The following is a 23207-nucleotide window of genomic DNA, read 5'->3' as shown; positions in this document are numbered from 1 at the left end:
GCGCACCTCGACACCTCGAGCGGAGATTGTTTTGCCGGTGTCAGTGAAGGGCGTCGAGAACTTCGGCGTGTGCAATCCGGACGGCGCCTGCACCGCCATCGACGTCGACGAGAGTTCCGTCACCGAGAAGCGACACCGCATCGGCCACGCCGGTGACCGTGGGGATGCCGTATTCGCGCGCCAGGATCGCTCCGTGGCTCAGTACCCCTCCGGTCTCGGTGATGAGTCCGCCCAACAGTGGGAACACCGAGGTCCAGGCGGGATCGATGTTCTTGGCCACCAGGATGTCGCCGGGTTGCACCGCCTCCAGCCCCGAGATGTCGTCCACGCACCGGGTGTGTCCTCGTGCCTGGCCCCGGGATGCGCCGATGCCCGTGATGTCACCGTCGTCCGTGCCGGCAGCCCGATCGCCGTCGGCGATCTCGCCTTCGGTCTCGATGTCGTCGAAGAGGTAGGTGGCGGGCATGCGATTGCGAAAGGTCAGGTGGTTCTGACGTCGCTTGCATATCTCGTCGCGATTCACCGGTGTCCGCAGGTCCGGCCACGGGCTCACGCAGGACCAGAACTCCGGCGCGGTCAGATAGTAGACGTCGTCGAGGGCCTCGAGTATCCCCGCGTCGACCAGTCTCCGTGCCTTCTCGGCGACCAGCGCGCGGGCGTGGGCGATGAGGTAGTCGAGGTGATACCGCTGGTTCTCGCGGTAGACGGTGAACTCCTGCGTCCGCTTGATGACGATCTGCAGAACAGCCCGTCGAATGCGGCCGAGCGGGCCTCGCGCAGCGCGTCCCAGTGCCGCGTCGGTGGCCTTGACGCGGGTTGCCGCGGCCATGGTCTCGCCGGTGCCTGCGCTGCGGGCGCCGCCGCGAACCTGCGCGCGGACAAGGCCGAGTACGACGTCGGGTTCTTCGCTCCACCGGGCAGCAGCGATGTCGCGGCTCGCGGCGCGGTGTCCGTGCCGCGCGAGGAAGGCATCCAGCTCGGTCCACACGGTCGCGTCCGGTTCGGCCGCTCGCAATCGATCCCAGTTCTCGCACTCGCGGAATCGGGCCGCGAACGGTTCATCGGCGCGCACCGCACGAGCCAGGTCGCAGATCTCGGAGTTGATCTCCGCCGTGCGGGTTCCCGGCAGTCCGCCGATCACGCTGCGGTAGAGCTCGCCGTCGTCGTCGCACCACTGCCGGAGCAGATCGGCGAGAACCTGATGCAGCAAGGTGTTGTGCAGGCCCATACCCCACCGGATGATCCGGAAGTGTTCGAGCCCAAAGGTTTCCAGCTCATCGAACTGTCGTCGCCACTCCTCGTCACCGAGTGCTGCATAGTCCTGCCCCAATTTGGGTGCGATACGGTCCTCGATCCGGCGGCAATGGGCCCGCATCGCCTCCAGATTGGCGCGCTGCCCGCCGCGGTTGGGGTCACGGCGCAGCGACCGCGCCATCTCCCATGTCAGTCGCGGATTCCACGGTTCCTGCTCGATCCGCGACATCCACAGTGGGGTGAACCATGCACCGAAGATGGTGTCGCGTCTGCCTTTCGGCAGGGCACGCGCCATACTGGCCGCGTAGGTTCCGTCCATGTACATGTACCCGTTGAAGAACTTGAACGGCTCACGGACCGCCAGATCACCGCGTCTCTGCAGCCGCGGGAGTTCGACGAACATCGGGATGTCCATCCACGCGCCCATCACCGCCGACGACATGGGCAGCGAGTATTCGGATTTGTACTCGTCGCCCCATCGTCTCGACCACACGTTGTCCGGGTCGGCGCTCGGCAGCGAGGTGATGGGACGATCCTGCAGGACGTACACCGATCCGTCACAGATCGCCCATTCGATGTCCCGGGCGGGCCCGATGGTGCTCCCCACCTGACGAGCGGTGGCGTGCAGTGCCGCGAGGTCCGTGTCGTCGAGACATGCCACCTCCGCGCGTTCCGGTGGCACCGGCCGGTCGAGAAGTGCTCCGTCATACACGGTTTCGATCTTCTTGTGGGCGACGCGTTGCTCTCGCACCGATCCGGTGACTCGGTCGAGCACCACGTGGTCGGGATCCACCTTTCCCGACACGATCGACTCGCCCAGACCCCAGGATGCGTCGATGACGATGTCGTGAGCGAAGGGTCGGTGCGGATTGGCCGTCAGCATCACCCCCGAGCATCGCGGTTCGAGCATCCGTTGCAGCACGATCGCAATGCCTCCGGCGCCATCGATGTCGCGGCCCTCGCGATACACCGCGGCGCGGGCGGCACCATGTGCACGCCAGCACTGCGCAACCGCCGCTTCGAGTTCGGCCAGTCCGTCGACGCCCAGAACGGTCTCGTACACGCCCGCGAAGGACGCGCCGTCGAGGTCCTCGGCGACAGCTGAGGACCGCACGGCCCAACGCGCGTCGGGATACTCCGCATGCACCTGGGTCCACCAGCGTTCCAGTTCGTGAGCACACCGCTGCTGCAGATCGTCGTTCAGCGATACCTCGGCCGGGATCACCCAGGCCTCGGGCACGGTCAGTCCGGCTCGCAGCAGCCGCACCAATCCGAGTGCCTTGCCCCCGATCTCGGCGATGTCTGCCGCGAGAGCGGGTTCGAGTCGCAGGATCATCGCAGTCGCCCTTTCAGCGCAGCACCGACCATGGGCATCAGGTCGGGAACCCGGCGCGCGATCTGTCGGCGGTCGGCATGCCAAGCGTGTTCGAGAACACCGTGCCCGTGGCGGTGGACTCCGTCGACGACCGTCTCGAATCGGGCGTACGTCTCCTGGAGGAACAGCCCCTTCTTCACCAGTGGCACCTGTGCGATCGCCGTGGCGGTGATCGCATACGTGGTGCCGCATTCGTCACGAAGGAAGATGCGCGCGGACTCCGGCACCTGCGGCACACGCCCAAAGGTGTAGTCGACGTCGATTGCGGTCACCGCTCTGTTCTCACCGTCACGGAACACGAACCCGGCGGGGTCATCGCTACCCGCGAGCAATGCCAGGGTCGCGTTGAAGGCAAAGTCGGGACCGAATTGTGCTGTCAGCCATTCCCATCCGGTGATCGACGCCCAGTCGCGCACACCCCACGACTTGTCTCGATGACCCAGGGCCTCGACGCGGCGCGTCTGTCCGCCGATCCTGATGGTGCCCTCGACGGTGCCGACCTGCTCGAAGTGATGGGCTCCGTCGGTGGCGTCGCGCAGGGCGGTGAAGTCGTGCGGCGGACCCACCGCGGTCCACGTCAGCGCGACCTCGGTGCGACCCGTCAACTCGATACGCCACCGTTGGAACGGCTCACGCATGGTGTAGGTGAGCCTACCCACGGCCAGACCGCGTTCGACCGGTACCGACCGCTCCTCGGCGGTGACGGCGATACCGACACCGGGATAGACGTATTCGAGTTGTCCGTCGCGGATCAGGATGAGCAGCGCGTCAGCTTTCCCGTCGGCCGGGTTCAGACCGATGCGCGTCAGCCCGAACGACCGACCGTCGACGTCGGACCAGTTGAAGTAGAAACTCTCCTGCCACGACCGCTGGTCGGTGGGAGGGTGCATGTGCTCGTCGGCAACTGTGATCACGGAAAGATCCATTCATGAGAGTGACGCCCAACACACTCTCACCATTAATTGACACTTGTCAATCTAAGGCTGGCGCAGCCCGTCGATCACCACGTCGACCGCCAGCAACGCCACGTCTCTGCTGCGCAGCGACTCGCGGCCCCGGATCTCCGCGGTGGCACTCGCCAGGCCGCCGATCCCCCACGTGGTCAGGAAGAAATAGACCGCCTCGACCGCGCCGGCACGAACGACTTTCGCGCTCTGCAGGTCCTCGAGCAGCGCCGCGGTGAGCTCCCGGGTCGGGGTGATGTATCGCTCGAGCATGTAGTCGAATCTCGGGCCCGGACGTGCCGATTCCTGTTGGATGATCCGCGCCAGCGCGGGATGGTCCAGAGTTGCCAAGGCGTACTTGCGCATTCCGATCCGCAGCAGTTCCAGCGGGTCGTCATCGGATTCGTCGGATTCGATGGTCAAGTCCGTGAAGAGCTGCGCGAAACCGTGATCGACGGCCGCGTACCAGGCCGCCTCCTTCGACTGGTATCGACTGTGAATGAGGTTGTGGCTGATACCGAGGTGCCGGCACAGAGCGCGTACGCTCGCCCCCTCGAAACCGAGATCGGCGAATGCGCGCAACAGGTTGTCGAGGAGATCGGCCTCACCGATGACCAGGGGACGGGGCATCGGCCCAGTATAGGAAGCAATACCGGCTCTTCGAAGTTAGGCGGGCACTGCTCAGCAGTGGAATTGCTGGATGCTGGCCCGCTGGGCGCGGGTGCAGTGGAATCGTATCCGGCGGCGTGAGTTTTCGGTGTTTCGGAACCCGCAGGCCACGCGTTTGACCTGTTTGACCAGGCGGTTGTAGCCCTCGGTACGCGCGTTGGTCAGACCGGTGTGCAGGAACGCCAAGACCGCTGGCCACCAGGTCTCGATCGTGGTCGCCAGCCTGGTGACCTCGGGGATCTGGGTGTCGGCACACCAGCTGTAGAACCGATAGAGACGTGCGCGGATCTCGGCATCATCGACGCTGTCACGAGCGGCGGCGAGCAGTGTGCGGAGCTCTTCTTTGGCGATGTAGGCAGCCAAGATCTGGCCGGTCGGATCGTTGTCGATCAGGGCGTTCCACATATTCGCAAATGACTTGTCCGACAGACGTTCTCGCGATGTCAGCAGCCGTCTCCGGTTGGCCCATTCCGGGTCTTGTTTGCGGCCGCGGCGGCCGTGGGTATCGAAAGTGACCCTGCGCCGGACCGCGGTGACCATGTCGTTGGCCAGCTTGACCAGATGGAAGTGATCGACCACCACCTGCGCGTTCGGCAAGAGGGTGTCGGTGACTGCGGCGGCGTAGGCGGCCGACGGGTCGATGACCACATGCCTCACCGCGTGGCGGAACTGCGAGGTCTGCTCGCAGAGCCAGTCGGTGACCGCGGCACTGGTGCGGCCCTCGACCTGGCCGAGTAGGCCCTGAGTGCCGCCGAGATCGACGAACCCGGTGTCCCAAGGGTCGGTGCGTAGCCAGGACCGGTCGGCAGCATCACGAGTCCAGCGGGGCTTGCCGCGGCGGGTCTCGTCAATACCGAGTACCAGCACCGGTTTCGGGTCGGTCAAGACCTCGTCGGCGTGGGCGGCGAACGCGGCGTGTGCAGTCGGCCACGACACGCCCGCCCCAGCGGCAACCTCGGTCACCGAGCGGGCTGCTTCACCGATGCTGCGGCCGATCTGAGTCCGCAGTCTGGTGGTGGTACGTCGTCGTGCCGGTACCTGCGGGATCGATTCGGTAAACGAGCGACGCACACAGCCAGCGTTACGGCAGTAGTAGCGTGTCTTGTTCCACCGCAACTGAATTGGTGCATCACCATAGCGGATGTCACGTGGACTGGTGATCGCGCGGCCCTTCACAGAACTCGAAGCAACCCGACAGTCCGGACACCTCGCCGCCGCCCGATCGGCCGTCACGACATCAACGATCCGAGTCCCGTCGGCGCGCCGAGAAACCCCGACGACCTCCACTCCTTCCAACCCCAACAACAACGACGTAGCATCGGCCATGCCCCTGGTACTCCTTCACCGAAATCTTGAATGCTTCGCAACATCCAGATTTCCGGAGACCGGGGGCGTCTCACCTCAACGACACGCCGGCCCGCTGACCAGGCCTCGCCCGCTCAACCTTGAAGAGCCGCAATACCCCGGTACCGATTCCTCCTTGACGGCCCGCCGGTGTCGGGACGTGTCACGGCAAATCAACCATCGTCGAGACCCTCCACCGGCCCGGATGTGCCCTCACCGCGAGACCCGGCGACTACGCTGAATTGGGTGTCCACCAATCGCACCCGCCGCCGTGTTCTGCTCATCCGCCATGGACAGACCGAATGGTCGCTGTCCGATCAGCACACCGGTCGCACCGACATCGACCTGACCGCAAAAGGCGAGCAGGATGCCGCTGCACTGAAGGGCATCACCGAGCGCATCGGTCTGCACCAGCCGTTCGTGTTCGCCTCTCCCCGACGCCGCGCCCAGCGGACCGCCGAACTCGCCGGCCTCACCGTCGATGAGACCAACGAGTTGTTCGCGGAGTGGGATTACGGCGACTACGAGGGATTGACCCGGGTGCAGATCCAGGCGGATCACGATCCGACGTGGGCGATCTGGACCCACGGCGCACCCGGTGGCGAATCGGTCGCGGACATGACCAGACGAGTCGACGCCGCCGTCGATCGCGTCGAAAGTCAGCTCGGTGCAAGCGATGTGGTGGTCGTGTCGCATGGGCATTTCTCGCGGTCGTTCATCTGCCGATTCCTGCGATGGCCCATCAGCCAAGGCGCCGACATCGACCTGCGGCCCGCGGGTTCGGCCCTGCTCGCCGAGGCGGGCGGCGATCGCCGATTGTCCGAATTGCGTGGGCCCGTGGGCGAATGGGCGAAACCCACCTCGATCTGACAAGTCCGGAGGGATCTGAGAGGAGACCGGTGATGGCGACAGCAATCGTGCTCGGCGGTGGCGGTCTGGTCGGTATCGGCTGGATGACCGGTGTACTCGCGGCATTGGAGGAGGCCGGTGCGCTGCGCCTCGGAGACGCCGCAGCAGTGATCGGCACGTCCGCGGGATCGGCCGTCGGTACCGCCATTCTTCAATCAGGCTCGGCTGCCGACCAATTCGACATCATGGTGCGCGCGTCTCGACGCAATGACGAACTGACACCCGAGGGCGACGTCGCCTCGGCGCTCGAGGCATTCTTCGAGGTGGCGTCGTCCGGCGCACCGCGCGCCGAGCGGGCCCGGCGATTCGTCGAACTGTCACACACTCACGCCGGCACGGAGCCGGGCCGCCGTCGGGCCGCGGTCCGCGGTCGCTACACCTCCGAGATCTGGCCGGAGAACCTGCAGATCACCGCACTGCGCGAGGATGGCGAGCTGACGGTCTTCACCGCTGAGGAGCGCGCGGTGCCCGACGGAGCGCGATCCGTCGCGGGCGACGACCTGACCGATGCGGTGACCGCGAGTTGCGCCGTCCCGGGGATCTGGCCGACCGTCACCATCGGCGGCGCCGAATACATCGACGGCGGATCGTTCTCACCCACCAACGCCCACCTGGCCGCCGGATTCGACGAGGTCATCGTCATCGCGCCGATGCTCGACGATCCCGATACCGTCACCCCACAGGTCGCGACGGTCCTGTGCGCGGCGCGCGTGATCACCCCCTCGCAACGTTCGGCCGCCGGATTCGGAACCAATCCCCTTGATCCCGACATCCGTGGTGTGGCAGCGGTTCTCGGTTACGACGACGGCGTCCTCGCACTCACGTCATCGGAGTGGTCGGCGTCGGCGTGACCGCACGCAAGAGCAGGTGATTCACAATCGGGATGACCAGCTCGATCGGCGTCATGAGCATGTAGAACCAGCTCGGCGCGCCACTGGTCGCCCAAGCCAGTAGCCGGGCGAGGCCACCGAGGAAGAACAGAAGTCCGAGCAGATCGACGACGCGTGCTCGGCCGACCAGATCTCCTGCCGCCCAGAGAAATCCGATGCCGTACGCCGCGAAGAGAACGTTGAAGAACCGCAGATCGGAGTCCATCGTGGCATTGACGGTCCCACCACCGATATAGGTTGTTTGCCCGAACAGCAAGTGCGCCAACGCGATACCGAGTACGACAAGACCGAAGACCACGAGCCAGATCCGGAAAACCGTGAGCATGGCGACCTCTATTTCACGTATGTGTAATAGCTAGACGATAGATCGCCGGACCTGCTGTCCGCAAGACTTAGGATGGAGCAATGTCCAGCCGACGTCGGATGTCTCCGGAGCAGCGCCGAGAGGCGCTCCTCGATACCGGCGAGGAACTCTTCGGATCCTCCGGTCGGTTCGAAGACCTTTCGATGGACGACATCGCCACCGCGGCGGGCGTCACGCGCCGATTGTTGTATCACTACTTCCCGACCAAGGCCCATTTTTTCGGTGCCGTATGGCAACGCGCCCACAGCAGACTGCGCGAGAACACAGCCACCGCACCCGCCGACACGGTGCGCGACCGCATCGCCACGGCACTCGATACGTACTTGACCTTCTACGCCGACAATCTGGCTTTGGTACTCATCGCCAATCGCAGTTCGGTATCGGCCGATCCGGCGGTACGCGGTCCCATCGATCGCGACATGGAGTCACTCTGGAACACGATGCTCGACGCGGCCGGAAGCGACGGCCACGCACGCGATCTGGCCGAGGTGGGATTCGCCGGGTGGATTGCCTTCGTTCGAGCCAGCACCATCGCGTCCCTGCTGGACAACAAGATCTCACCCCAGGAGAACCGCGACCTCTGCATGGCCGCGCTCGATTCCACCGTCGGAACGCACGTCGACCTCACCACGCAGCCTCGGAGCTGAATGGCCGGGTCACCCCAGCGCAGCCCGCAGCGCCTGCCCGTCGGTGACCGGGAGATCACACACCGTGCCTCTGCACACGTAGGCGGCATCGGCACCGCCGACCGGGCCGCGATCTCTCAGTAGCGGAAGTGAATCTCTTTGACCTGCAACAACGATCGCTCCACCTGGCGCAACGGTCCGAGCCAGACCGGCCAGTTCTCCGGTGCTGTCCGGTGTCTGTGAGACCGCAATCTGCAATGGCCCCGCGACGCGGGCCTGTGCCACCGCGAGCCACTGCCCGGCCGAACGCGGAAGTTTGGCCAGTAGCACCGCTCCACGGCCGAGTGTGGCATCGAGCAGTTCCGCGTAGCGCGCGGCGCGAGCGGTGTCGGCCAGTGCCGACGCCGCGAGCAGGGCCTCGGCCAGCAGCGACGCTCCCGCCGGGGTCGCCCCGTCGATCGGGTCACGGGGTCGCGCGATCAGTTCGTTATCCGCCGCGTCGTACCAGCTTCCCGGCTCGTCCGGATCGGCGAAGGTCTCGATCGTGGCATCCAGGAGTTCCAGGGCCTGATCACGATACGGGGCCTCACCGGTCACCTGATGCAGGGTCAGCAGCGCGGTGACCAGCGCTGCGTGATCATCCAGTGCGGCAACAGGATCGCCCACAACACCACCGAGCGAGGCCCGGCGCAGTCGACCGTCTCGGACGTGCTCGGCGAGCAGCGTCGCGGCAACCTCGCGTGCGAGGTCGATCCATTCCGGATGACCGAGCCCCGCGCCGGCCTCCACCAGGGCGGTCACGGCGATCGCGTTCCAGCCGGTGACCACCTTGTCGTCGCGGGCCGGTTGTGGCCGATCGGCACGCGCGGCCAGCAGCCGTCGGCGCACGTCGTCGAATCGCTCTCGGACGGCTGAGGTGTCGAATCCGTCGGGGTCGAGCCGGAACTGCAGGGTCGACGTACCGTGCTCGAAGTTCCCCGACTCGGTCACACCGAAAAGTTCTGCAGCCCAATGGCCGTCGGCATCGCCGAGCACCTCGGTCAGTTGTGTCGGCGTCCACACGTAGGTCGATCCTTCGACGCCGGCGGCGTCGGCGTCGAGCGCGGACGCGAAGCCCCCGGGCACCTGCAGGTCCCGTCGGAGGAACTCCACGATCTCTCCGGTGACGCGGGTGGCCAGCGGATCGCCGGTGATCCGGGCCAGATGCGCGTACACCCGCAACAGCTGCGCGTTGTCGTAGAGCATCTTCTCGAAGTGCGGCACCACCCAGTCGTTGTCGACCGCGTAGCGGGCGAATCCGCCGGCGAGCTGATCGTGGATACCGCCGCGCGCCATGGCATCACACGTGCGGCGAGCCGCGTCGAGACCCTCGGGCGTTCCGGTGTATTCGGTGTGCCGGAGCAGTGCTTCGAGCAACGCCGACGGCGGGAACTTCGGCGCTCCGCCGAATCCGCCGCACTCCCGGTCCTCGTCACCGAGGACCGTGTTCACCGCGTGCGTGAGGAGCCGGTCGTCGACCTCGAGCGCCCCGGCCGGTAACGCCGCGGCGTTGGCGTGCAGATGATCTCGGACCTTGCGACCGACTCCGGAGACCTCGTCGCGCCGCTGTGTCCACGCCTCGGTGATGGCGGTGAGGAGTTGCCGAAACGACGGCATGCCGTTGCGCGGCGAGTCCGGAAAGTAGGTGCCGCAGTAGAACGGCTCCCCGCCTGGCGTGAGAAAGCAGGTCATCGGCCAACCACCCTGCCCGGTCATCGCGACGGTGGCGTTCATGTAAATCGCGTCGATGTCGGGCCGCTCTTCACGGTCGACCTTGATGCACACGAACTCGGCGTTCATCTGTGCAGCGGTCGCCTCGTCCTCGAACGATTCGTGCGCCATCACATGACACCAATGACAGGCGGCATACCCCACCGACAGCAGGACCGGGACGTCCCGACGGGCAGCCTCGGCGAGCGCGCCGTCACCCCACTCCCGCCAATGCACGGGGTTGTCGGCGTGCTGGCGGAGATAGGGGCTGGTCGCCGCGCCGAGCTCATTGCGCGCTGCGCTGGACTCACTGGTCATCGGTGTCCTCGCATCCGGTGCTCGGGTGTCCGACGATTTACCTGCCGGGTCAGGTGTCGGCCGGCTTCTTCGCCGTACCCGCGTCACCGATGGCGTTCACGTCGCCCAGCGACTGCGGCGTCGTCGGGCCCACCGAATCGGTGCCCTCGTCGAAGGCCTGATCGGCTTCGGGGTGCTCGGTGTCGAAGGTCTTGGGCAGCTTGCGCAGTTGCCGGTTCATCGACCAGATGAGCAGGGCCGTGCAGATCAGCAGCAGGATGATGATCAGCAGACCCAGCGGAGAGGCCTTGCCGAACTCGGGCCCCTGGGGCTGCTGGTCGGCGGCCAGGAGCACGCTGTGTACCCCGGCGGCGATCGAAACGGACGTCATCGGGATACCTCACTGTTCGCCTCGACCCCGGCGAACAGATCGCTTTCGGGAATCGAGGTGGTCACCCGGGTCTGCGCCAGCTCGAACTCCTCGGTCGGCCACAGACGCTGCTGCCACTCGAGCGGGACGGCGAAGAACATCCCGTTCGGGTCGATCTGGGTGGCGTGCGCGCGCAACGCGTCGTCACGCTGAGGAAAGTACTTGCCGCACTCGACCTGGGTGGTCACCCGCGCCATCAGGTCGCCGCGGCTGGAATCCCACTTGCTCAGCCATTCCTTGAACGGGCTCTCCTGCCCGTGGCGTTCGAACTCGTCGGAAAACAAGATCATCCGGTCCCGGATGAAGCCGTGGGTGTAGTACAGCTTCGAGACGGTCCACGGTTCACCGGTCCCGGGGTAGGCATCGGGGTCACCGGCGGCCTCGAACGCGGCGACCGAGACCTTGTGGCACATGATGTGGTCGGGATGGGGATATCCGCCACGCTCGTCGTAGGTGATCATCACGTGCGGCCGAAACTCGCGGACGAGCTTCACGAGCGCTTCGGTGGGCACCTCGAGCGGCAGGGTGGCGAACGACCCCTCGGGCAACGGCGGCGGAGGGTCGCCCTCGGGTAGCCCGGAGTCGACGAAACCGAGCCAGTGCTGCTGCACACCGAGCGCCGCGGCGGCCTTGGCCATCTCTTCCTTGCGGACCTCGCTCATCCGCTCCTTGACGCCCGGGCGATCCATCGCCGGGTTGAGGATGTCACCGCGCTCGCCGCCGGTCAGCGTCACGATCAGAACGTCGTTGCCCTCCGCGGCGTATTTCGCCGACGTCGCCGCCCCCTTGCTGGATTCGTCGTCGGGGTGGGCATGCACCGCCATCAATCGGAATCCACCGCCCGGCGACGTCGTGACAACCCCGGTCGGCGTCGACGCGCCGGCACCCTGGGTCGACGATGTCGACGGGTGGGATTCGGCGGTGTGGGTCTCGCGCACGGTTCCTCGCCTTCGGGTCGGTACTTCTCTCATGGTAGGTATTGACCCGTGAACAGTTCAGACGGGGGCACGCCACCGGGCTCCGACCTGCAGGATCGCCCGCAGAGCGGCCCGCGGGCGACCTATCCCGTCGCACAATCGGCGTCGAGCCGTCGACTGTGGTTCATCGCACTGTCGGTGCTCGTCGTGGTCGTCGGCGTCATCCTCGCGGTCATCGGCTACCACAAATTCGCCGATCCGGACGTCTCCGGTCAGGCCACCGGATACGACATCCTCAACTCGTCGACCGTGGCGGTGCAGTTCACCGTGAACCGGGCCGACCCGTCACAGCCGGTCGCCTGTGTCATCCGCGCCCGCTCCAAGGACGGGTCGGAGACCGGACGCCGCGAGGTCCTGATCGGCCCCGGACAAGTGCAAGAAGGACACCGGGTCGAGGTGAAGACCTCCGAGCCACCGGTGATCGGTGAGGTGTTCGGCTGCTCGACCAGCGTGCCCGCCTATCTCACCGCTCCGCCGTCGGCAGGATCGGCCGGATGACCGCGACCGACACGCGTACCAACCGCGCGGTCTTCGCGACCGTGACGAGCCACCATCTACCGATGCTGACCGCGCTGTTCGTCGGGGTCATGCTCATCAGCAACATCACCGGCACCAAAGGTGTGCTGCTGTTCGACCAGTGGTTGCATCTCGATCTCGGCCCCTTTCACCTCAACGGCTTGGTCACCGACGGCGCTTTCTATCTGTTCCCCCTCGCCTATGTGCTCGGCGACGTCATCAGCGAGGTGTACGGCTTCAAAACCATGCGTCGGGTGATTCTCGCCGGATTCGTCGTCCTGCTCATCGCCTCCGCGTGCTTCTGGCTGACCATTCACCTTCCGGCGGCCCCGTTCTATTCCAATCAGGAATCGTTCAAAGCCGTCGCCGGGGTGGTACCACAGTTCTTGTTGGCCGGACTACTCGGATATCTCGCCGGCGAATTCCTCAATTCCTTTGTCCTGGTGAAGATGAAGGAACGAGCCGGAGAGCGACGACTGTGGGCGCGGCTGCTCGGCTCGACCGTCGTCGGCGAATTCGCCGACACCCTCGTGTTCTGTTCGGTCGCCGCCTCGGCGCTGGGCATCTCGACCTGGGGTGACTTCTGGAACTACACGATCGTCGGATTCTTGTGGAAGACGTTGGTCGAAATCATCATCATGCCCATCACATATCTGGTGTGCGCGTGGCTGAAAAAGGCCGAGCCCTCTTATGTGGCAGCTCTCGCGGAGGCACGCGCGACCCCGTCGTGATGTGCGTTCGATCTCATTCGCTGGTACCCTAGGCGGATACACGGCTCCGCAAGGGGTCGTGTTGCTGCATTTAGAGCAGTCCACATGCCCATCGTGAAGACATCGCGACAGGGCGCGGACAACACAAAGGAGTGACCGATGACCGACACCCAGGTGACCTGGCTGACCCAGGAGTCCTACGACCGCCTCAAGGGCGAGCTGGATTCCCTGATCGCCAACCGTCCGGTCATTGCTGCGGAGATCAACGAGCGTCGTGAAGAGGGTGACCTCAAGGAGAACGGCGGCTACCACGCTGCCCGCGAAGAGCAGGGCCAGCAGGAAGCGCGTATCCGCCAGCTGCAGGAACTCCTGAACAACGCCAAGGTCGGCGAGGCACCCACCCAGTCGGGTGTTGCGCTGCCCGGATCGGTCGTGACCGTCTACTACGACGGTGACGAGAACGACACCGAAACCTTCCTGATCGCCACCCGCGAGGAAGGCGCTCAGGGCGGGAAGCTGGAGACCTACTCCCCCAGCTCACCACTGGGCGCTGCGCTGATCGACACCAAGGTCGGCGAAACCCGCGAATACACCGTCCCCAGCGGAGCGACGGTGAAGGTGACGCTGGTCAAGGCCGAGCCCTACCACAGCTGACCGGTTCATCCCGAGATCTGCGATCGCGGCCGTCCTCACCGGACGGCCGCGATCGTCGTCTCCGGGTGCGCTGATCGGGCCACGTGGCGAACGAGAACGTGTTACAACATTCGGCGTGAACCTGCATGCACGCGCACGCAGGGTCGGGGGCCTCATCGCATCCGCCGTCGTCGCGGCCGCGTTGATGGGCGCCGGACCTGCCCTCGCCACCCCTGGACCGACCTCTGCGCCGACCACCTCTGCGCTGACCTACGTGAATCTCGGCGACAGTTATTCGGCCGGTTCCGGTGTCGTGCCGACGGCACCGGGCACCCTCGAGCAATGCGCACAATCGGCCGACAACTACTCCCACCTCATCGCGCAGCGGTTCGGCTATCACCTCACCGACGTCAGTTGCGGCGGCGCGACCACCGACGATTTCTTCGGGGTGCAATACCCGGGCCTTCATCCACAACTCGACGCCCTCGGCCCCGGCACCGACCTGGTCACCTTCATGATCGGCGGCAACGACGGAATGGTCTTCGCCGGGACCGTGGGCAAGTGCCTCGCAGCCGCCGCGACCACCCTGGGCCGCGGCTCACCGTGTAAGGACACCTACGGCGACACCATCGCGAATGAGATTCGGACACAAACCTTTCCGAAGCTGGTGAATGCCATGAGAGCGATACGCAGCAAGGCACCGCACGCTCGCATCGCGGTGATCAGCTATCCGTGGATCATGCCGGCGACCTACGAGCCCTGTCCCGCGTTCCCGGTCGCCGCAGGCGATGTCGCCTACACCTACGACATCCAGGCAACGCTCAACGACGCGATTCGACGCTCGGCCACCGAGACCGGTGTGACCTTCGTCGACGCCACCACCCCGTCGGTCGGCCACGACAGTTGCAAGCCGGTCGGGACCCGCTGGATCGAACCGATCCTGACCACCCAGCAAATCGTTCCGGTCCATCCGAATGCGTTGGGCGAGCGGGAGTTGGCCTCGATCGCTACCGCTGCGCTGGGTCTGGGGCGCTGAGGGCCACACCACCCGGATTGCCGCTCACGTAGCACGCACCATGGTCAGGGCCGCCCCAGGTGCGCCGACGTCCGTTCGCACCGCACCGTCGTGCATGGCATGCGCGAGTATGACGGCGAGTTCGACGACCGGTGACAGGTTTGCGGCGACCGAATGATGCTGCTGGAGCAGAACATCGATCACTGTCGTCTCGGTGAGGATCGACGATTTCCATCCCATACCCCGCAGTGGTTGCAGCGCAGTACTCCGGGTGAGCGGGCGCAGGACCACCATCGGCGCCATGTCGTCGGCATGCGCGGCCCACGCACCGATCGCCTTGGGATGCCAGAGCAATCCGTCGACAGTCACCTCGGGCATGACCGGGGTACCCGGCCCGAGGTCCTCATGCATGCGCGCCGGCGGCCGCTCGAACAGCAACAACCCACTCGGCCCGAGTGAAGCGAGGATTCGGGTGTCGCGCATATCGATTCCGGGCACACCCAGTTCCGTCATCACGGTATCGGGCACCCAGACCGGGCCGAACCCGGCCACCGCCTCGCTGACGGCCTCGGTGGTGAGCATGCTGCGATACACGGTCACATACATGTCGGCGTGTTCAAACGATCGGGCGTCGAGTTCGCGAAACGCGTCGGTGTCCTGCCGGCCGTTGGCCTTCATCGCGTCGAGCACCCGATCATAGTGTTCGAGGCGCTTCTCGATGTGTGCGAGATGGTGCGGCCATTCGGTCAGGAGAGTGCGGTAGGCCTGCACGAGACGGGAGTACACCGTCGGCGCCCAACCCGGGCCCCACGGCGAGATCTCCTGACCATCAGTCGCTTTCGCCTGCGCGAACTCGTCCTCGAGATGCTTGCGTCGGCACGGGGCAGGCGTCGCACGGTTCACATTCGCGGGGAACCTTCCCTCGTGCCGACACCCTCCGGTGTCCGCACACCCATTGCGGGCGGTGCGGACACCGGTACGTCGCGGCTTCCTCGGGTCAGCCCAGGGTGACCTTCGCGCCACCGGAGAACATCGAATCGTGCAACTCGATGGCGGTGGGCACCGCGTCCTTGGGCATGTCGAAGACCACCTTGGCGATCACGGTGTTGCCGGGATTGATGTTGTCCCACACCGGGATATCGGAGCCGCCCAGAGCAATCTGCGCACTCGTGCTCGGCTCGAATTCGCGCCCTTGCGCGTCGAGGAGCTTCTGATCCGACGGGCTGAATCCGTAGGCCTTGTCGGAGATGTTCTTGACGGTCATCGTGACGACCACGAACTGCCCTTGCGCCTGCTCGGTGAGATACGGGTTGTCGCCGACGCTGGCGAGCCCCTTCTCGACACCGGTCACGACGAACTCGAATTTGCCGTCCCGCACCGGGGTGTTGAGCCCGGCCGCCTGCTCCCCACCGCCGTTCGCGGGCGCATTCTGCGCGGATCCGTTCTGCGACCCGCTCGGAGACGAATCATCGGAGCCGCCACTCGTCGCCACAGCGATGATGATGATCAGCACCACGATGGCGCCGAGAATCCACGGCCACTTGCGCTTCTTCTTGGGAGGCGCCGGAATCGGTTGCGGCGGAACCCCATAACCGGTCTGGCCGTACTGGGGTGCACCGTATTCGGGCGACCCGTACTGGGGTGCTCCGTACTGGGGTGCTCCGTACTGGGGCCCGGCATTCTGGGCATTCGGATCCTGGGGAGTGGTCACGTCGATCTCCTTTGACTTGGTGCGGTAACCGGTCGGTACCGCCTCCCGACTCACTCAACATAGAGGGTCCGACAATTCCGACGAATCTGTCATTCGACCGGATGACGCATGCGTCCCGGGCCCGTCATGCGGCCTTCGCAGTCACCTGCACCATCCGTCCCCCGTTGATCTCGACGAGACCGACGGTGTTGTTCTGCAACGCCTTTCCGACTCGACACAACATCTCGATCAACGGTCGCGCCCCATCGGGTACGTCGAAAGTGCTTCCGATCGGCACGCGCACACCGGTCACCTCGATCAGGGTCGACGACGCCCAATTCTCAAGCCGCGGCGAATGTGCGCCACTCCGACGAGCCAACGCCACCACCTCCAGGACCTCGTCGACCTCCCCTTCGTCGACACCGTCGTCGACCATCCCGTCGTCCTCGGGTTCGGCCGTCCACCACAGCACCGCGTCGACATCGACGTCCGGTGTCTGCGGACAGTCGCATTCATAGATCTCGCCGGCCTTGACGAAGGGTTTCGCGAACACCATCAGCCCTTTCGGAAGCAGACCGGCCAATCCGAAGGTGTTCTGACCGGCGATATCGGTCACCGCCGACGCCACCGTCAGCGCCGACGTCGGTAACCAGATCGGCGCAAGGCCCGAAAGTGCCTCGCTCGCATCGACGCAGCGATTCGCCACCTCGTCCGCCATGCGATACATCGACAACTGAGCTCGCACTTCACCGAGCAGCCAGTCGTAGTCCTCGTCACCGGTCTCGCAACCCAGGCCGGCCAGCTCGTGGTATCGGGCGTTCAATGCTCGCAGACGTGGCTCCAAGTCTTCGGTCACCGCAGCGCAGTCACGCAGGGTCCGGTCATAGGCGTCGGAAAGCTCATCGCGGAATACGACCATCCGTTCGGGTGACCACCGCGCCTGGAGCGATCGCGACGACGACCGGTTGGCGCGCCGCGCGTGCGACGGGGTGTGAGGAGCTCTGCGATGGCGTTTGCGTTTTCCCATGGCCGAGGAGGCTAGGCGCATTTCGGGCATTCGCCGCGAAGCTGTCCACAACCAGTGCGATGGGTCACAGACGATCCACAGGTTGGTCGCAGACCGCCGACAACCTGCGGGTTCACAGTGGTTCTATCGCGTTCACCACAACTCGCGAACGGAGAGACCGATGAGAATGCACAAGCCCGCACCCGAGGTGCCGATGATCGTCCTCACCGACGATCGGGCCGTCCACGCCTACGCCGACACGCTGTTCGACGCGGGGATGCCGCTCGCCGTCGTCAGCAGCACCTACTCCGACGTCGTGCCCTACATGCTCGGCAACAACGGCCACACCGTGGCACTCGTCGCCGATGTCGACGACCCCGAGCAACTCGCCGGCGCCATCGTGACGGTCGAACGCCGCCTCGGCCCGGTCGGTGCGGTCGTCCGCTACGCCACCGACCTTCCGGCAACCTCGGTGTCCTCAGCCGCCTGACCTGCAGAGATAGTCGCACTGTCAGTCGCCGACACCACGCGTAAGCCGACGTAAGCGCGACGACAGCCACACCGGGCACAGTGGTGTCCATGACCAAAGCACTGCATACCAGCCCGGCTCCGGGTGGCGCGGCTCGGACCACCGACCTCGCCATCGACGCCCACGGCCTGGTCAAGACATTCGGTAACAACCGCGCCGTCGACGGCGTGGACCTGGCCGTCCCCACCGGTTCGGTCTACGGCGTCCTCGGCCCCAACGGCGCCGGCAAGACCACCACGGTCAGCATGCTGGCCACCCTCCTGAAACCCGATGCGGGGTCGGCGACGGTCTTCGGATACGACGTCGTCTCCGACGCCGTCGCGGTCCGCTCGCTCGTCGGTGTCACCGGGCAGTACGCCTCGGTCGACGAAGACCTCACCGCCACCCAGAACCTCGTCGTCTTCGCCCGGCTCCTCGGTTTCTCCCGCAAGGCCGCGAAGTCACGCGCCGAGGAACTCCTCGACGAGTTCTCCCTCACCGACGCCGCCGACCGGCCGCTGAAGAACTTCTCCGGGGGCATGCGTCGCCGCCTGGATCTCGCTGCCAGTCTCATCGACACCCCGCCGCTGCTGTTCCTCGACGAGCCGACCACCGGCCTCGATCCCCGTACCCGCGCCCAGATGTGGGACACCATCCGCAATCTCGTCCGCGGTGGGTCGACGGTGCTGTTGACCACGCAGTACCTCGACGAGGCCGACCAACTCGCCGATCGCATCGCCGTCATCGATCACGGACGGGTCATCGCCGACGACACCGCCGACGGGCTCAAGAACTCGATCGGCGCAGCCACCCTGCAGCTGCGGCCCGCCGACCGTGCCGACGCCCCGCGCGTCGCGGAGATCGTCGAGCAGATGCTCGGCGAGCCGGCCGCACTGTCGGCCGAGGCCGGCCGGGTCTCGGCGTCGTTGCACCGCCCCGACCTCGTCCCCGACATCCTCATCGCCATGCGCGAGCAAAACATCACCGTCGATGAGATCAACGTCCAGAAACCCAGCCTCGACGAGGTGTTCATGACACTCACCGGCAAGCCCGCCGAGACCGACGCCGACACCTCCACCGACGACTCCACCGAGGTGACCCAGTCATGACCACCACCCTCAACCGCACGTCCACCGCGACGGCCATCACCACGCGCGAAGTTCGCGACAAGGTGAAAACCTCTGTGAGCCTTGCTGAAACGGTGCGCCAATCGTTCACCATGGCCTACCGCGGTGTGCTCAAGATCCGGCACAACCCCGAGCAGCTGTTCGACGTGACGCTCCAGCCGATCATCTTCACGCTGATGTTCACCTACATCTTCGGCGGCGCGATCAGCGGCAACATCCACTCGTATCTGCCGGTGATCATTCCGGGCATCATGGTGCAGACGGTGATCACCACCTCCATCGTCACCGGCACCCAGTTGCGGGAGGACATGGACAAGGGTGTCTTCGACAGGTTCCGGGCCCTACCCATCGCGCGGATCAGCCCGCTTGCCGGCGCGCTGCTCGCCGACATGATCCGCTACCTGATCGCCACCACACTGACCATCGTGATGGGCATCATCATGGGCTGGCGCCCCGACGCCCTCGGCGCCATCGGTGCCGCCCTGCTGGTCATCGTGTGCAGCTTCGCGATCTCCTGGATCTTCGCACTCATGGGCTGCTTGATGAGCAAAGCCTCAGCCGTGCAGGGCATCTCGATGCTGATCCTGTTCCCGCTGACCTTCATGTCCAATGCCTTCGTCCCGGTCAGCACCATGCCCGGCTGGTTGCAGGGCTTCGTCAACGTCAATCCGATCAGCCATCTCGTCACCGCGGTCCGGGAACTGACCGCCAACGGACACATCGGGATTCACGTTGTATGGTCGCTGATCGGTGCGGCCGTCATCACCGCGGTGTTCGCACCGCTCGCGGTGCGCGCCTATATGCGCAACGCCTGAGCATCATCGACACGCCTCGACGCCAGGATGGCCTGCAACCGTGCGGCCGCCTGGCGTCGAGACATCTCGGCCACCGCGGCGGTCGCACCGTCCCACTGTTCCTCGGTGAGCCCCGACAGCTCCTGCATGTGCTCGGAGACGTAGACGAAACCCGGATAGTCGCGTCGGGCCCGTAGCCGTTCGGACAGCATCATCAGTTGCGCACCGTCGCGGCGGGTCCGCTGATCGGCGCACAGCACATACCCCGCGGCCAAGGCCATCGACCCGGCCTGCGGCGAATCGTGCCACCCCAACGCCGAGAACGTCGCGGTCACACCATCACCCAGGACCGACAGGTACTCTCGCGCCACCTCTGTCAGTCCGACCCGCATCAGACCGACGACGGCAACGCTGACCATCATCAGCACACCGGGATCCTGGGCACCGAGGGGATGCTCACGCATCAACTGCCGCCCCGCCCGCCGATAGAGGTCGCCGGCGAGTTCCTGCTCACCCGTGGCGAATCGGTACTCGGCATGTGCGAGCATCAACGCCGCACCGAGTTCGGCGCTGCCCTGCGGGTCGGGCTGATCCGGCGTCCACCCGTCCGAGACGACGTCGAGTTCGATTGCCGCCGAATCCAGTTCGCCGATCGCGATCAGCGTGACCACCAGGTAGGTGCGGGTCTGGATCTCGTCCTCATAGGCGCCGAGCCGGATGAGGTCGGCGATGCCCTTGCGATAATGCTCCACCGCCTCCCACCACCGCATCTGTTGTCCCAGCACGCTGCCGACGCTGACCTCGACCATCGCCGACATCCAGGTGTCGCCGCTGTCGACAGCTCGGTGCCGCAGTGTCTCCCCGTCGCGCAGGGCACCCTCGAGATCGCCCATGTTCTCGCGGATGTTCATCCGCGCCCCCAATGCCACAGTGGCCACCCGATACTCGGCAGACCGTGTGCCGCGGACGATGTGACGCATCGCCTCGAAAGCAGTACGACTGAGCGCACACGCGGTGATCAGGTCGGTCGGTTCGTCATAGGCATGATCGGGTCGATGGAGCAGGCGCAAGTGATAGCGGCCCTTCGCGAGTGCACGCAGATCTCGCCGCATCACCTGGTGGGCGAGCGCGGCGAGCAACGACGCCTGCCAGTCTCGCCGCACATCGTCGGCGAGCTCTCGCGGAGGGGTCGGAACCACCGCGAGAATCCTTGTCCCCCAGGTCAACACCTCGGCATGCAACCCCCGCGCCATCCACAGTCCGGACAGCACCGGGAAGATCCGGATCACGGTCAGCAGCGTCTGGGTCGGGCCCTCGGCCGTCAGCCCCGGTTCTCCGTCGGCCAGACGATCCAGGCATCTGCGCATCACCCAGACGAGATTCTCGGCGTCGGCGGCCACCGTGCTCAGCAGAACATCGTCGACCCCCGCGTCGTAGCGTGCGGCCGCGTCGATGCAGAATTCACGCGCCCACCGCCACATCCGGTGGTCGACCTCCGCGGACTCCTCCGGGATGGCGCCGAGTTTGTCCTCCCCGAACTCGCGCACCGTCTCCAACATTCGGTACCGCACGCGTCCACCGCTCTCGGTGACCTCGAGCAAGGACTGGTTGACCAGTGCGGCGAGCGTGTCGTCGAGTCGGAATCCGCGGTAGCCCAACACCGTTGCGGCCGCGTCGGTGGTGAATCCCCCGGGGAATCGGCACAACCGGCACAACGCGATTCGCGCGTCCTCGTCGAGCAGTTCCCAGCTCCAGTCGATGACCGCATAGAGGGTGCGGTGCCGATCGGGCGCGCTGCGGTCGGCACCGCGCAACAGTGCGAACCGTTCGACGAGGCGATCGGCGATCTCCTCGACGGTCATCGTGCGGATTCGGGCGGCGGCCAGTTCGATCGCCAGCGGCAGACCGTCGAGGTGGCGACACAATGCCGCCACTCGGCCCGGCGGCAACAACGCGTCGGGCCTCACCGCGCGGGCACGGGTGACGAACAGTTGCACTGCCGGTCCGGCCTCTCGCGCGTCGAGGGTCGGTAGCAGGTGGATGCGCTCCGAGGGCAGCATGAGTGGTGAGCGGCTGGTGACCAGGACCCGGATGTGGTCGTCGGCGGCGAGTAGGTCGGCGACGATCTGGGCGCACCGGTCGATGACCTGTTCACAGTTGTCGAGGACGAGCACCGCGTCGCGACCGCGCACGGCGTCGAGCAGCCGGTCGTGCAGGTCACCGACGCTCATGCGCGGGCGGTTACCGCTCAGATCGGACTCACCGACGCCGAGCGCCGCAGCGATCGCCGGGACCACGTCGTCGTCGGCACGGATCGGCGCCAGGGGAACATAGAAGACCGAGGCGCCGGTCTCGACGAGCCGATGACCGACGCGGTTGGCCACGCGGGTCTTGCCCACGCCACCCGGACCCTGGATGGTCACCACCCGACCGGTCTCGATGGCTGACACAATCGCATCGACGTCGGCGTCCCGACCGATCAGCGCGGTGGTGTCGGCGAGCAATCCGATGCCCCGACCGCGACGAACGGTCCGGGGCACCTCTGTCGGCTCCGTGACCGAAGTGTCGGTGCCGCTGAGCAATTGGGTGTGCAGCGCACTGATCTGGGCGCCCGGGTCCACCCCGAGTTCGGCCGAGAGCCGCCGACGGAGTCCGGTGTAGACCGCGATGGCGTCGGCGACCCGCCGCGCGGCGGCCAATGCCTGCATCAGATCCAGATGCGCGGACTCGTCGAGAGGGTCGGCGAGGCACCGTTTTTCGGCGATCGAGCGTGCCGTGACATGGTCGCCGGCTGCCATGGCCGCAGCGTAGCGGGAACGGTCGAGGCGATCGGCGACCTGCCGGGCGCGGGCGGTCAGCTCGTCGATCAGCCCGCCCGGTTCGTCGGTACCGAGATCATCGCCGGGGGTCCCGCGCCACCAGATCGCCGCGCACTCCGCGTCGTCGGTGGAGGCGATCATCTCGGTGACGACGTCGAGATCGGTGCGGCAGCCGACGAGCCGGTATCCACTGCCCGACCCCTGCAGGTGGGCGGCGCCGAGCAACTGCCGCAACCGGGAGATCTGGGTGTGCAACGCCGAGCTCGGCGACCGGGGCGCGTCGTCGCCCCACACGTCGTCGATGAGTCGCTCGGCCGATCGGGTCCGTCCATCGGCCAAGGCCAGCGACGTCAGCAGGCGCTTGGCACGAAGACCGGGCACCGGAGTGGCCTGCGGTGCGTCGGAGTCCGAATCCGGGTGCGGCGCAGCGATCACCGACACCGGACCGAGCAGTCCGATGATCACCTCCCCGTCATGAGCCACCCCGCCAGCGTAGTGGACTCCGCCGACGGACAGACGGATCGTGGCGGTACACGGGGAGGCGATGCCCTAATCTCGACT

The 23207-nt window shown here is 66.0% G+C and carries 22 protein-coding genes; 10 read left to right on the top strand and 12 right to left on the bottom strand.

Annotated features, from left to right (window positions below; translation table 11 throughout):
- Positions 1 to 40: 40 nt before the first annotated feature.
- From AC5ZH6_RS08245 to AC5ZH6_RS08230, 4 genes are all read right to left on the bottom strand, one after another.
- On the bottom strand, positions 41 to 2590 hold the full coding sequence (locus AC5ZH6_RS08245; RefSeq protein ID WP_006372293.1) for a PEP/pyruvate-binding domain-containing protein: 2550 nt from the start codon (positions 2588 to 2590) through the stop codon (positions 41 to 43).
- Positions 2587 to 3543, bottom strand: a complete 957-nt coding sequence (locus tag AC5ZH6_RS08240) for a DUF7064 domain-containing protein (protein ID WP_006372294.1) — start codon at positions 3541 to 3543, stop codon at positions 2587 to 2589. The genes AC5ZH6_RS08245 and AC5ZH6_RS08240 overlap by 4 nt, the downstream gene beginning before the upstream one ends.
- 63 nt (positions 3544 to 3606) lie before the next feature.
- Positions 3607 to 4203, bottom strand: coding sequence for a TetR/AcrR family transcriptional regulator (locus tag AC5ZH6_RS08235; RefSeq protein WP_006372295.1), 597 nt, complete (start codon positions 4201 to 4203; stop codon positions 3607 to 3609).
- 51 nt (positions 4204 to 4254) lie between these two features.
- Positions 4255 to 5568: an ISL3 family transposase gene (locus AC5ZH6_RS08230; protein ID WP_496167932.1), complete on the bottom strand. Its 1314-nt coding sequence runs from the start codon at positions 5566 to 5568 to the stop codon at positions 4255 to 4257.
- 264 nt (positions 5569 to 5832) lie between these two features.
- On the opposite strand from AC5ZH6_RS08230, the gene AC5ZH6_RS08225 reads away from it, so the two are divergent.
- Both AC5ZH6_RS08225 and AC5ZH6_RS08220 read left to right on the top strand, forming a co-directional pair.
- The gene (locus AC5ZH6_RS08225) at positions 5833 to 6456 is read left to right on the top strand and encodes a histidine phosphatase family protein (RefSeq protein ID WP_006372296.1); all 624 of its coding nucleotides are present in this window, start codon (positions 5833 to 5835) and stop codon (positions 6454 to 6456) included.
- A gap of 32 nt (positions 6457 to 6488) precedes the next feature.
- The gene (locus AC5ZH6_RS08220; RefSeq protein WP_006372297.1) at positions 6489 to 7346 is read left to right on the top strand and encodes a patatin-like phospholipase family protein; all 858 of its coding nucleotides are present in this window, start codon (positions 6489 to 6491) and stop codon (positions 7344 to 7346) included.
- On the opposite strand, the gene AC5ZH6_RS08215 is transcribed toward AC5ZH6_RS08220, so the two are convergent.
- Entirely contained in the window at positions 7315 to 7710 is a 396-nt protein-coding gene (locus AC5ZH6_RS08215; protein WP_006372298.1) for a DUF4345 domain-containing protein, read from the bottom strand. The genes AC5ZH6_RS08220 and AC5ZH6_RS08215 overlap by 32 nt on opposite strands.
- An 80-nt stretch (positions 7711 to 7790) precedes the next feature.
- Between AC5ZH6_RS08215 and AC5ZH6_RS08210 the strand changes: the two genes are divergently transcribed.
- A complete protein-coding gene (locus AC5ZH6_RS08210; RefSeq protein WP_006372299.1) occupies positions 7791 to 8396 on the top strand; it encodes a TetR/AcrR family transcriptional regulator in 606 nt (201 codons plus the stop codon).
- 9 nt (positions 8397 to 8405) lie between these two features.
- On the opposite strand, the gene AC5ZH6_RS08205 is transcribed toward AC5ZH6_RS08210, so the two are convergent.
- The 3 genes from AC5ZH6_RS08205 to mca are packed head-to-tail and all read right to left on the bottom strand — an operon-like array spanning position 8406 to position 11675.
- On the bottom strand, positions 8406 to 10442 hold the full coding sequence (locus AC5ZH6_RS08205) for a thioredoxin domain-containing protein (RefSeq protein ID WP_496168908.1): 2037 nt from the start codon (positions 10440 to 10442) through the stop codon (positions 8406 to 8408).
- 49 nt (positions 10443 to 10491) lie between these two features.
- Complete coding sequence (locus tag AC5ZH6_RS08200; RefSeq protein ID WP_211541988.1) at positions 10492 to 10812, bottom strand: hypothetical protein; 321 nt, start codon at positions 10810 to 10812, stop codon at positions 10492 to 10494.
- Entirely contained in the window at positions 10809 to 11675 is an 867-nt protein-coding gene (gene mca, locus AC5ZH6_RS08195; protein ID WP_211545405.1) for a mycothiol conjugate amidase Mca, read from the bottom strand. The genes AC5ZH6_RS08200 and mca overlap by 4 nt, the downstream gene beginning before the upstream one ends.
- A 162-nt stretch (positions 11676 to 11837) precedes the next feature.
- On the opposite strand from mca, the gene AC5ZH6_RS08190 reads away from it, so the two are divergent.
- The 4 genes from AC5ZH6_RS08190 to AC5ZH6_RS08175 all read left to right on the top strand — a co-directional run bounded on the left by AC5ZH6_RS08190 (position 11838) and on the right by AC5ZH6_RS08175 (position 14723).
- Positions 11838 to 12326 carry a DUF4307 domain-containing protein gene (locus tag AC5ZH6_RS08190; RefSeq protein WP_006372303.1) on the top strand — a complete coding sequence of 163 codons (489 nt, stop codon included), beginning with the start codon at positions 11838 to 11840 and terminating at the stop codon, positions 12324 to 12326.
- Entirely contained in the window at positions 12323 to 13075 is a 753-nt protein-coding gene (locus AC5ZH6_RS08185) for a queuosine precursor transporter (protein WP_006372304.1), read from the top strand. Before AC5ZH6_RS08190 ends, AC5ZH6_RS08185 begins: the two co-directional genes overlap by 4 nt.
- Positions 13076 to 13213: 138 nt before the next feature.
- Complete coding sequence (gene greA, locus AC5ZH6_RS08180) at positions 13214 to 13708, top strand: transcription elongation factor GreA (RefSeq protein WP_006372305.1); 495 nt, start codon at positions 13214 to 13216, stop codon at positions 13706 to 13708.
- Positions 13709 to 13823: 115 nt separating this feature from the next.
- On the top strand, positions 13824 to 14723 hold the full coding sequence (locus AC5ZH6_RS08175; protein ID WP_006372306.1) for an SGNH/GDSL hydrolase family protein: 900 nt from the start codon (positions 13824 to 13826) through the stop codon (positions 14721 to 14723).
- A gap of 24 nt (positions 14724 to 14747) precedes the next feature.
- On the opposite strand, the gene AC5ZH6_RS08170 is transcribed toward AC5ZH6_RS08175, so the two are convergent.
- From AC5ZH6_RS08170 to AC5ZH6_RS08160, 3 genes are all read right to left on the bottom strand, one after another.
- Positions 14748 to 15605, bottom strand: coding sequence for a hypothetical protein (locus tag AC5ZH6_RS08170; RefSeq protein WP_006372307.1), 858 nt, complete (start codon positions 15603 to 15605; stop codon positions 14748 to 14750).
- 94 nt (positions 15606 to 15699) lie between these two features.
- Positions 15700 to 16413: a DUF4352 domain-containing protein gene (locus tag AC5ZH6_RS08165; RefSeq protein ID WP_006372308.1), complete on the bottom strand. Its 714-nt coding sequence runs from the start codon at positions 16411 to 16413 to the stop codon at positions 15700 to 15702.
- A 124-nt stretch (positions 16414 to 16537) separates the two neighbouring features.
- Positions 16538 to 17311, bottom strand: coding sequence for a hypothetical protein (locus AC5ZH6_RS08160; protein ID WP_006372309.1), 774 nt, complete (start codon positions 17309 to 17311; stop codon positions 16538 to 16540).
- 274 nt (positions 17312 to 17585) lie between these two features.
- Here AC5ZH6_RS08160 and AC5ZH6_RS08155 point away from each other — a divergent pair, with 274 nt between their 5' ends.
- The 3 genes from AC5ZH6_RS08155 to AC5ZH6_RS08145 all read left to right on the top strand — a co-directional run bounded on the left by AC5ZH6_RS08155 (position 17586) and on the right by AC5ZH6_RS08145 (position 19848).
- A complete protein-coding gene (locus AC5ZH6_RS08155; RefSeq protein WP_006372310.1) occupies positions 17586 to 17888 on the top strand; it encodes a hypothetical protein in 303 nt (100 codons plus the stop codon).
- 89 nt (positions 17889 to 17977) lie between these two features.
- Entirely contained in the window at positions 17978 to 19015 is a 1038-nt protein-coding gene (locus AC5ZH6_RS08150; RefSeq protein WP_496168905.1) for an ATP-binding cassette domain-containing protein, read from the top strand.
- Entirely contained in the window at positions 19012 to 19848 is an 837-nt protein-coding gene (locus tag AC5ZH6_RS08145) for an ABC transporter permease (RefSeq protein ID WP_271355334.1), read from the top strand. The genes AC5ZH6_RS08150 and AC5ZH6_RS08145 overlap by 4 nt, the downstream gene beginning before the upstream one ends.
- Here the strand turns inward: AC5ZH6_RS08145 and AC5ZH6_RS08140 are convergent.
- On the bottom strand, positions 19830 to 23129 hold the full coding sequence (locus tag AC5ZH6_RS08140) for an AfsR/SARP family transcriptional regulator (RefSeq protein WP_211542005.1): 3300 nt from the start codon (positions 23127 to 23129) through the stop codon (positions 19830 to 19832). The genes AC5ZH6_RS08145 and AC5ZH6_RS08140 overlap by 19 nt on opposite strands.
- Between the last annotated feature and the right edge of the window lie 78 nt (positions 23130 to 23207).

It is taken from the genome of Gordonia sp. YC-XJ4 (assembly GCF_059511865.1).
The sequence above is the reverse complement of the archived record's forward strand: the minus strand, read 5'-3'. Positions and strand labels throughout refer to the sequence as shown.

Coding starts and splice junctions, on each gene's coding strand:
- AC5ZH6_RS08200 (WP_211541988.1), bottom strand. CDS start 10,812: ATGACGTCCGTTTCGATCGCCGCCGGGGTACACAGCGTGCTCCTGGCC.
- AC5ZH6_RS08230 (WP_496167932.1), bottom strand. CDS start 5,568: ATGGCCGATGCTACGTCGTTGTTGTTGGGGTTGGAAGGAGTGGAGGTC.
- AC5ZH6_RS08155 (WP_006372310.1), top strand. CDS start 17,586: ATGCACAAGCCCGCACCCGAGGTGCCGATGATCGTCCTCACCGACGAT.
- AC5ZH6_RS08185 (WP_006372304.1), top strand. CDS start 12,323: ATGACCGCGACCGACACGCGTACCAACCGCGCGGTCTTCGCGACCGTG.
- AC5ZH6_RS08205 (WP_496168908.1), bottom strand. CDS start 10,442: ATGACCAGTGAGTCCAGCGCAGCGCGCAATGAGCTCGGCGCGGCGACC.
- greA (WP_006372305.1), top strand. CDS start 13,214: ATGACCGACACCCAGGTGACCTGGCTGACCCAGGAGTCCTACGACCGC.
- AC5ZH6_RS08160 (WP_006372309.1), bottom strand. CDS start 17,311: ATGGTCGTATTCCGCGATGAGCTTTCCGACGCCTATGACCGGACCCTG.
- AC5ZH6_RS08245 (WP_006372293.1), bottom strand. CDS start 2,590: ATGATCCTGCGACTCGAACCCGCTCTCGCGGCAGACATCGCCGAGATC.
- AC5ZH6_RS08215 (WP_006372298.1), bottom strand. CDS start 7,710: ATGCTCACGGTTTTCCGGATCTGGCTCGTGGTCTTCGGTCTTGTCGTA.
- mca (WP_211545405.1), bottom strand. CDS start 11,675: ATGGCGGTGCATGCCCACCCCGACGACGAATCCAGCAAGGGGGCGGCG.
- AC5ZH6_RS08210 (WP_006372299.1), top strand. CDS start 7,791: ATGTCCAGCCGACGTCGGATGTCTCCGGAGCAGCGCCGAGAGGCGCTC.
- AC5ZH6_RS08150 (WP_496168905.1), top strand. CDS start 17,978: ATGACCAAAGCACTGCATACCAGCCCGGCTCCGGGTGGCGCGGCTCGG.
- AC5ZH6_RS08145 (WP_271355334.1), top strand. CDS start 19,012: ATGACCACCACCCTCAACCGCACGTCCACCGCGACGGCCATCACCACG.
- AC5ZH6_RS08220 (WP_006372297.1), top strand. CDS start 6,489: ATGGCGACAGCAATCGTGCTCGGCGGTGGCGGTCTGGTCGGTATCGGC.
- AC5ZH6_RS08235 (WP_006372295.1), bottom strand. CDS start 4,203: ATGCCCCGTCCCCTGGTCATCGGTGAGGCCGATCTCCTCGACAACCTG.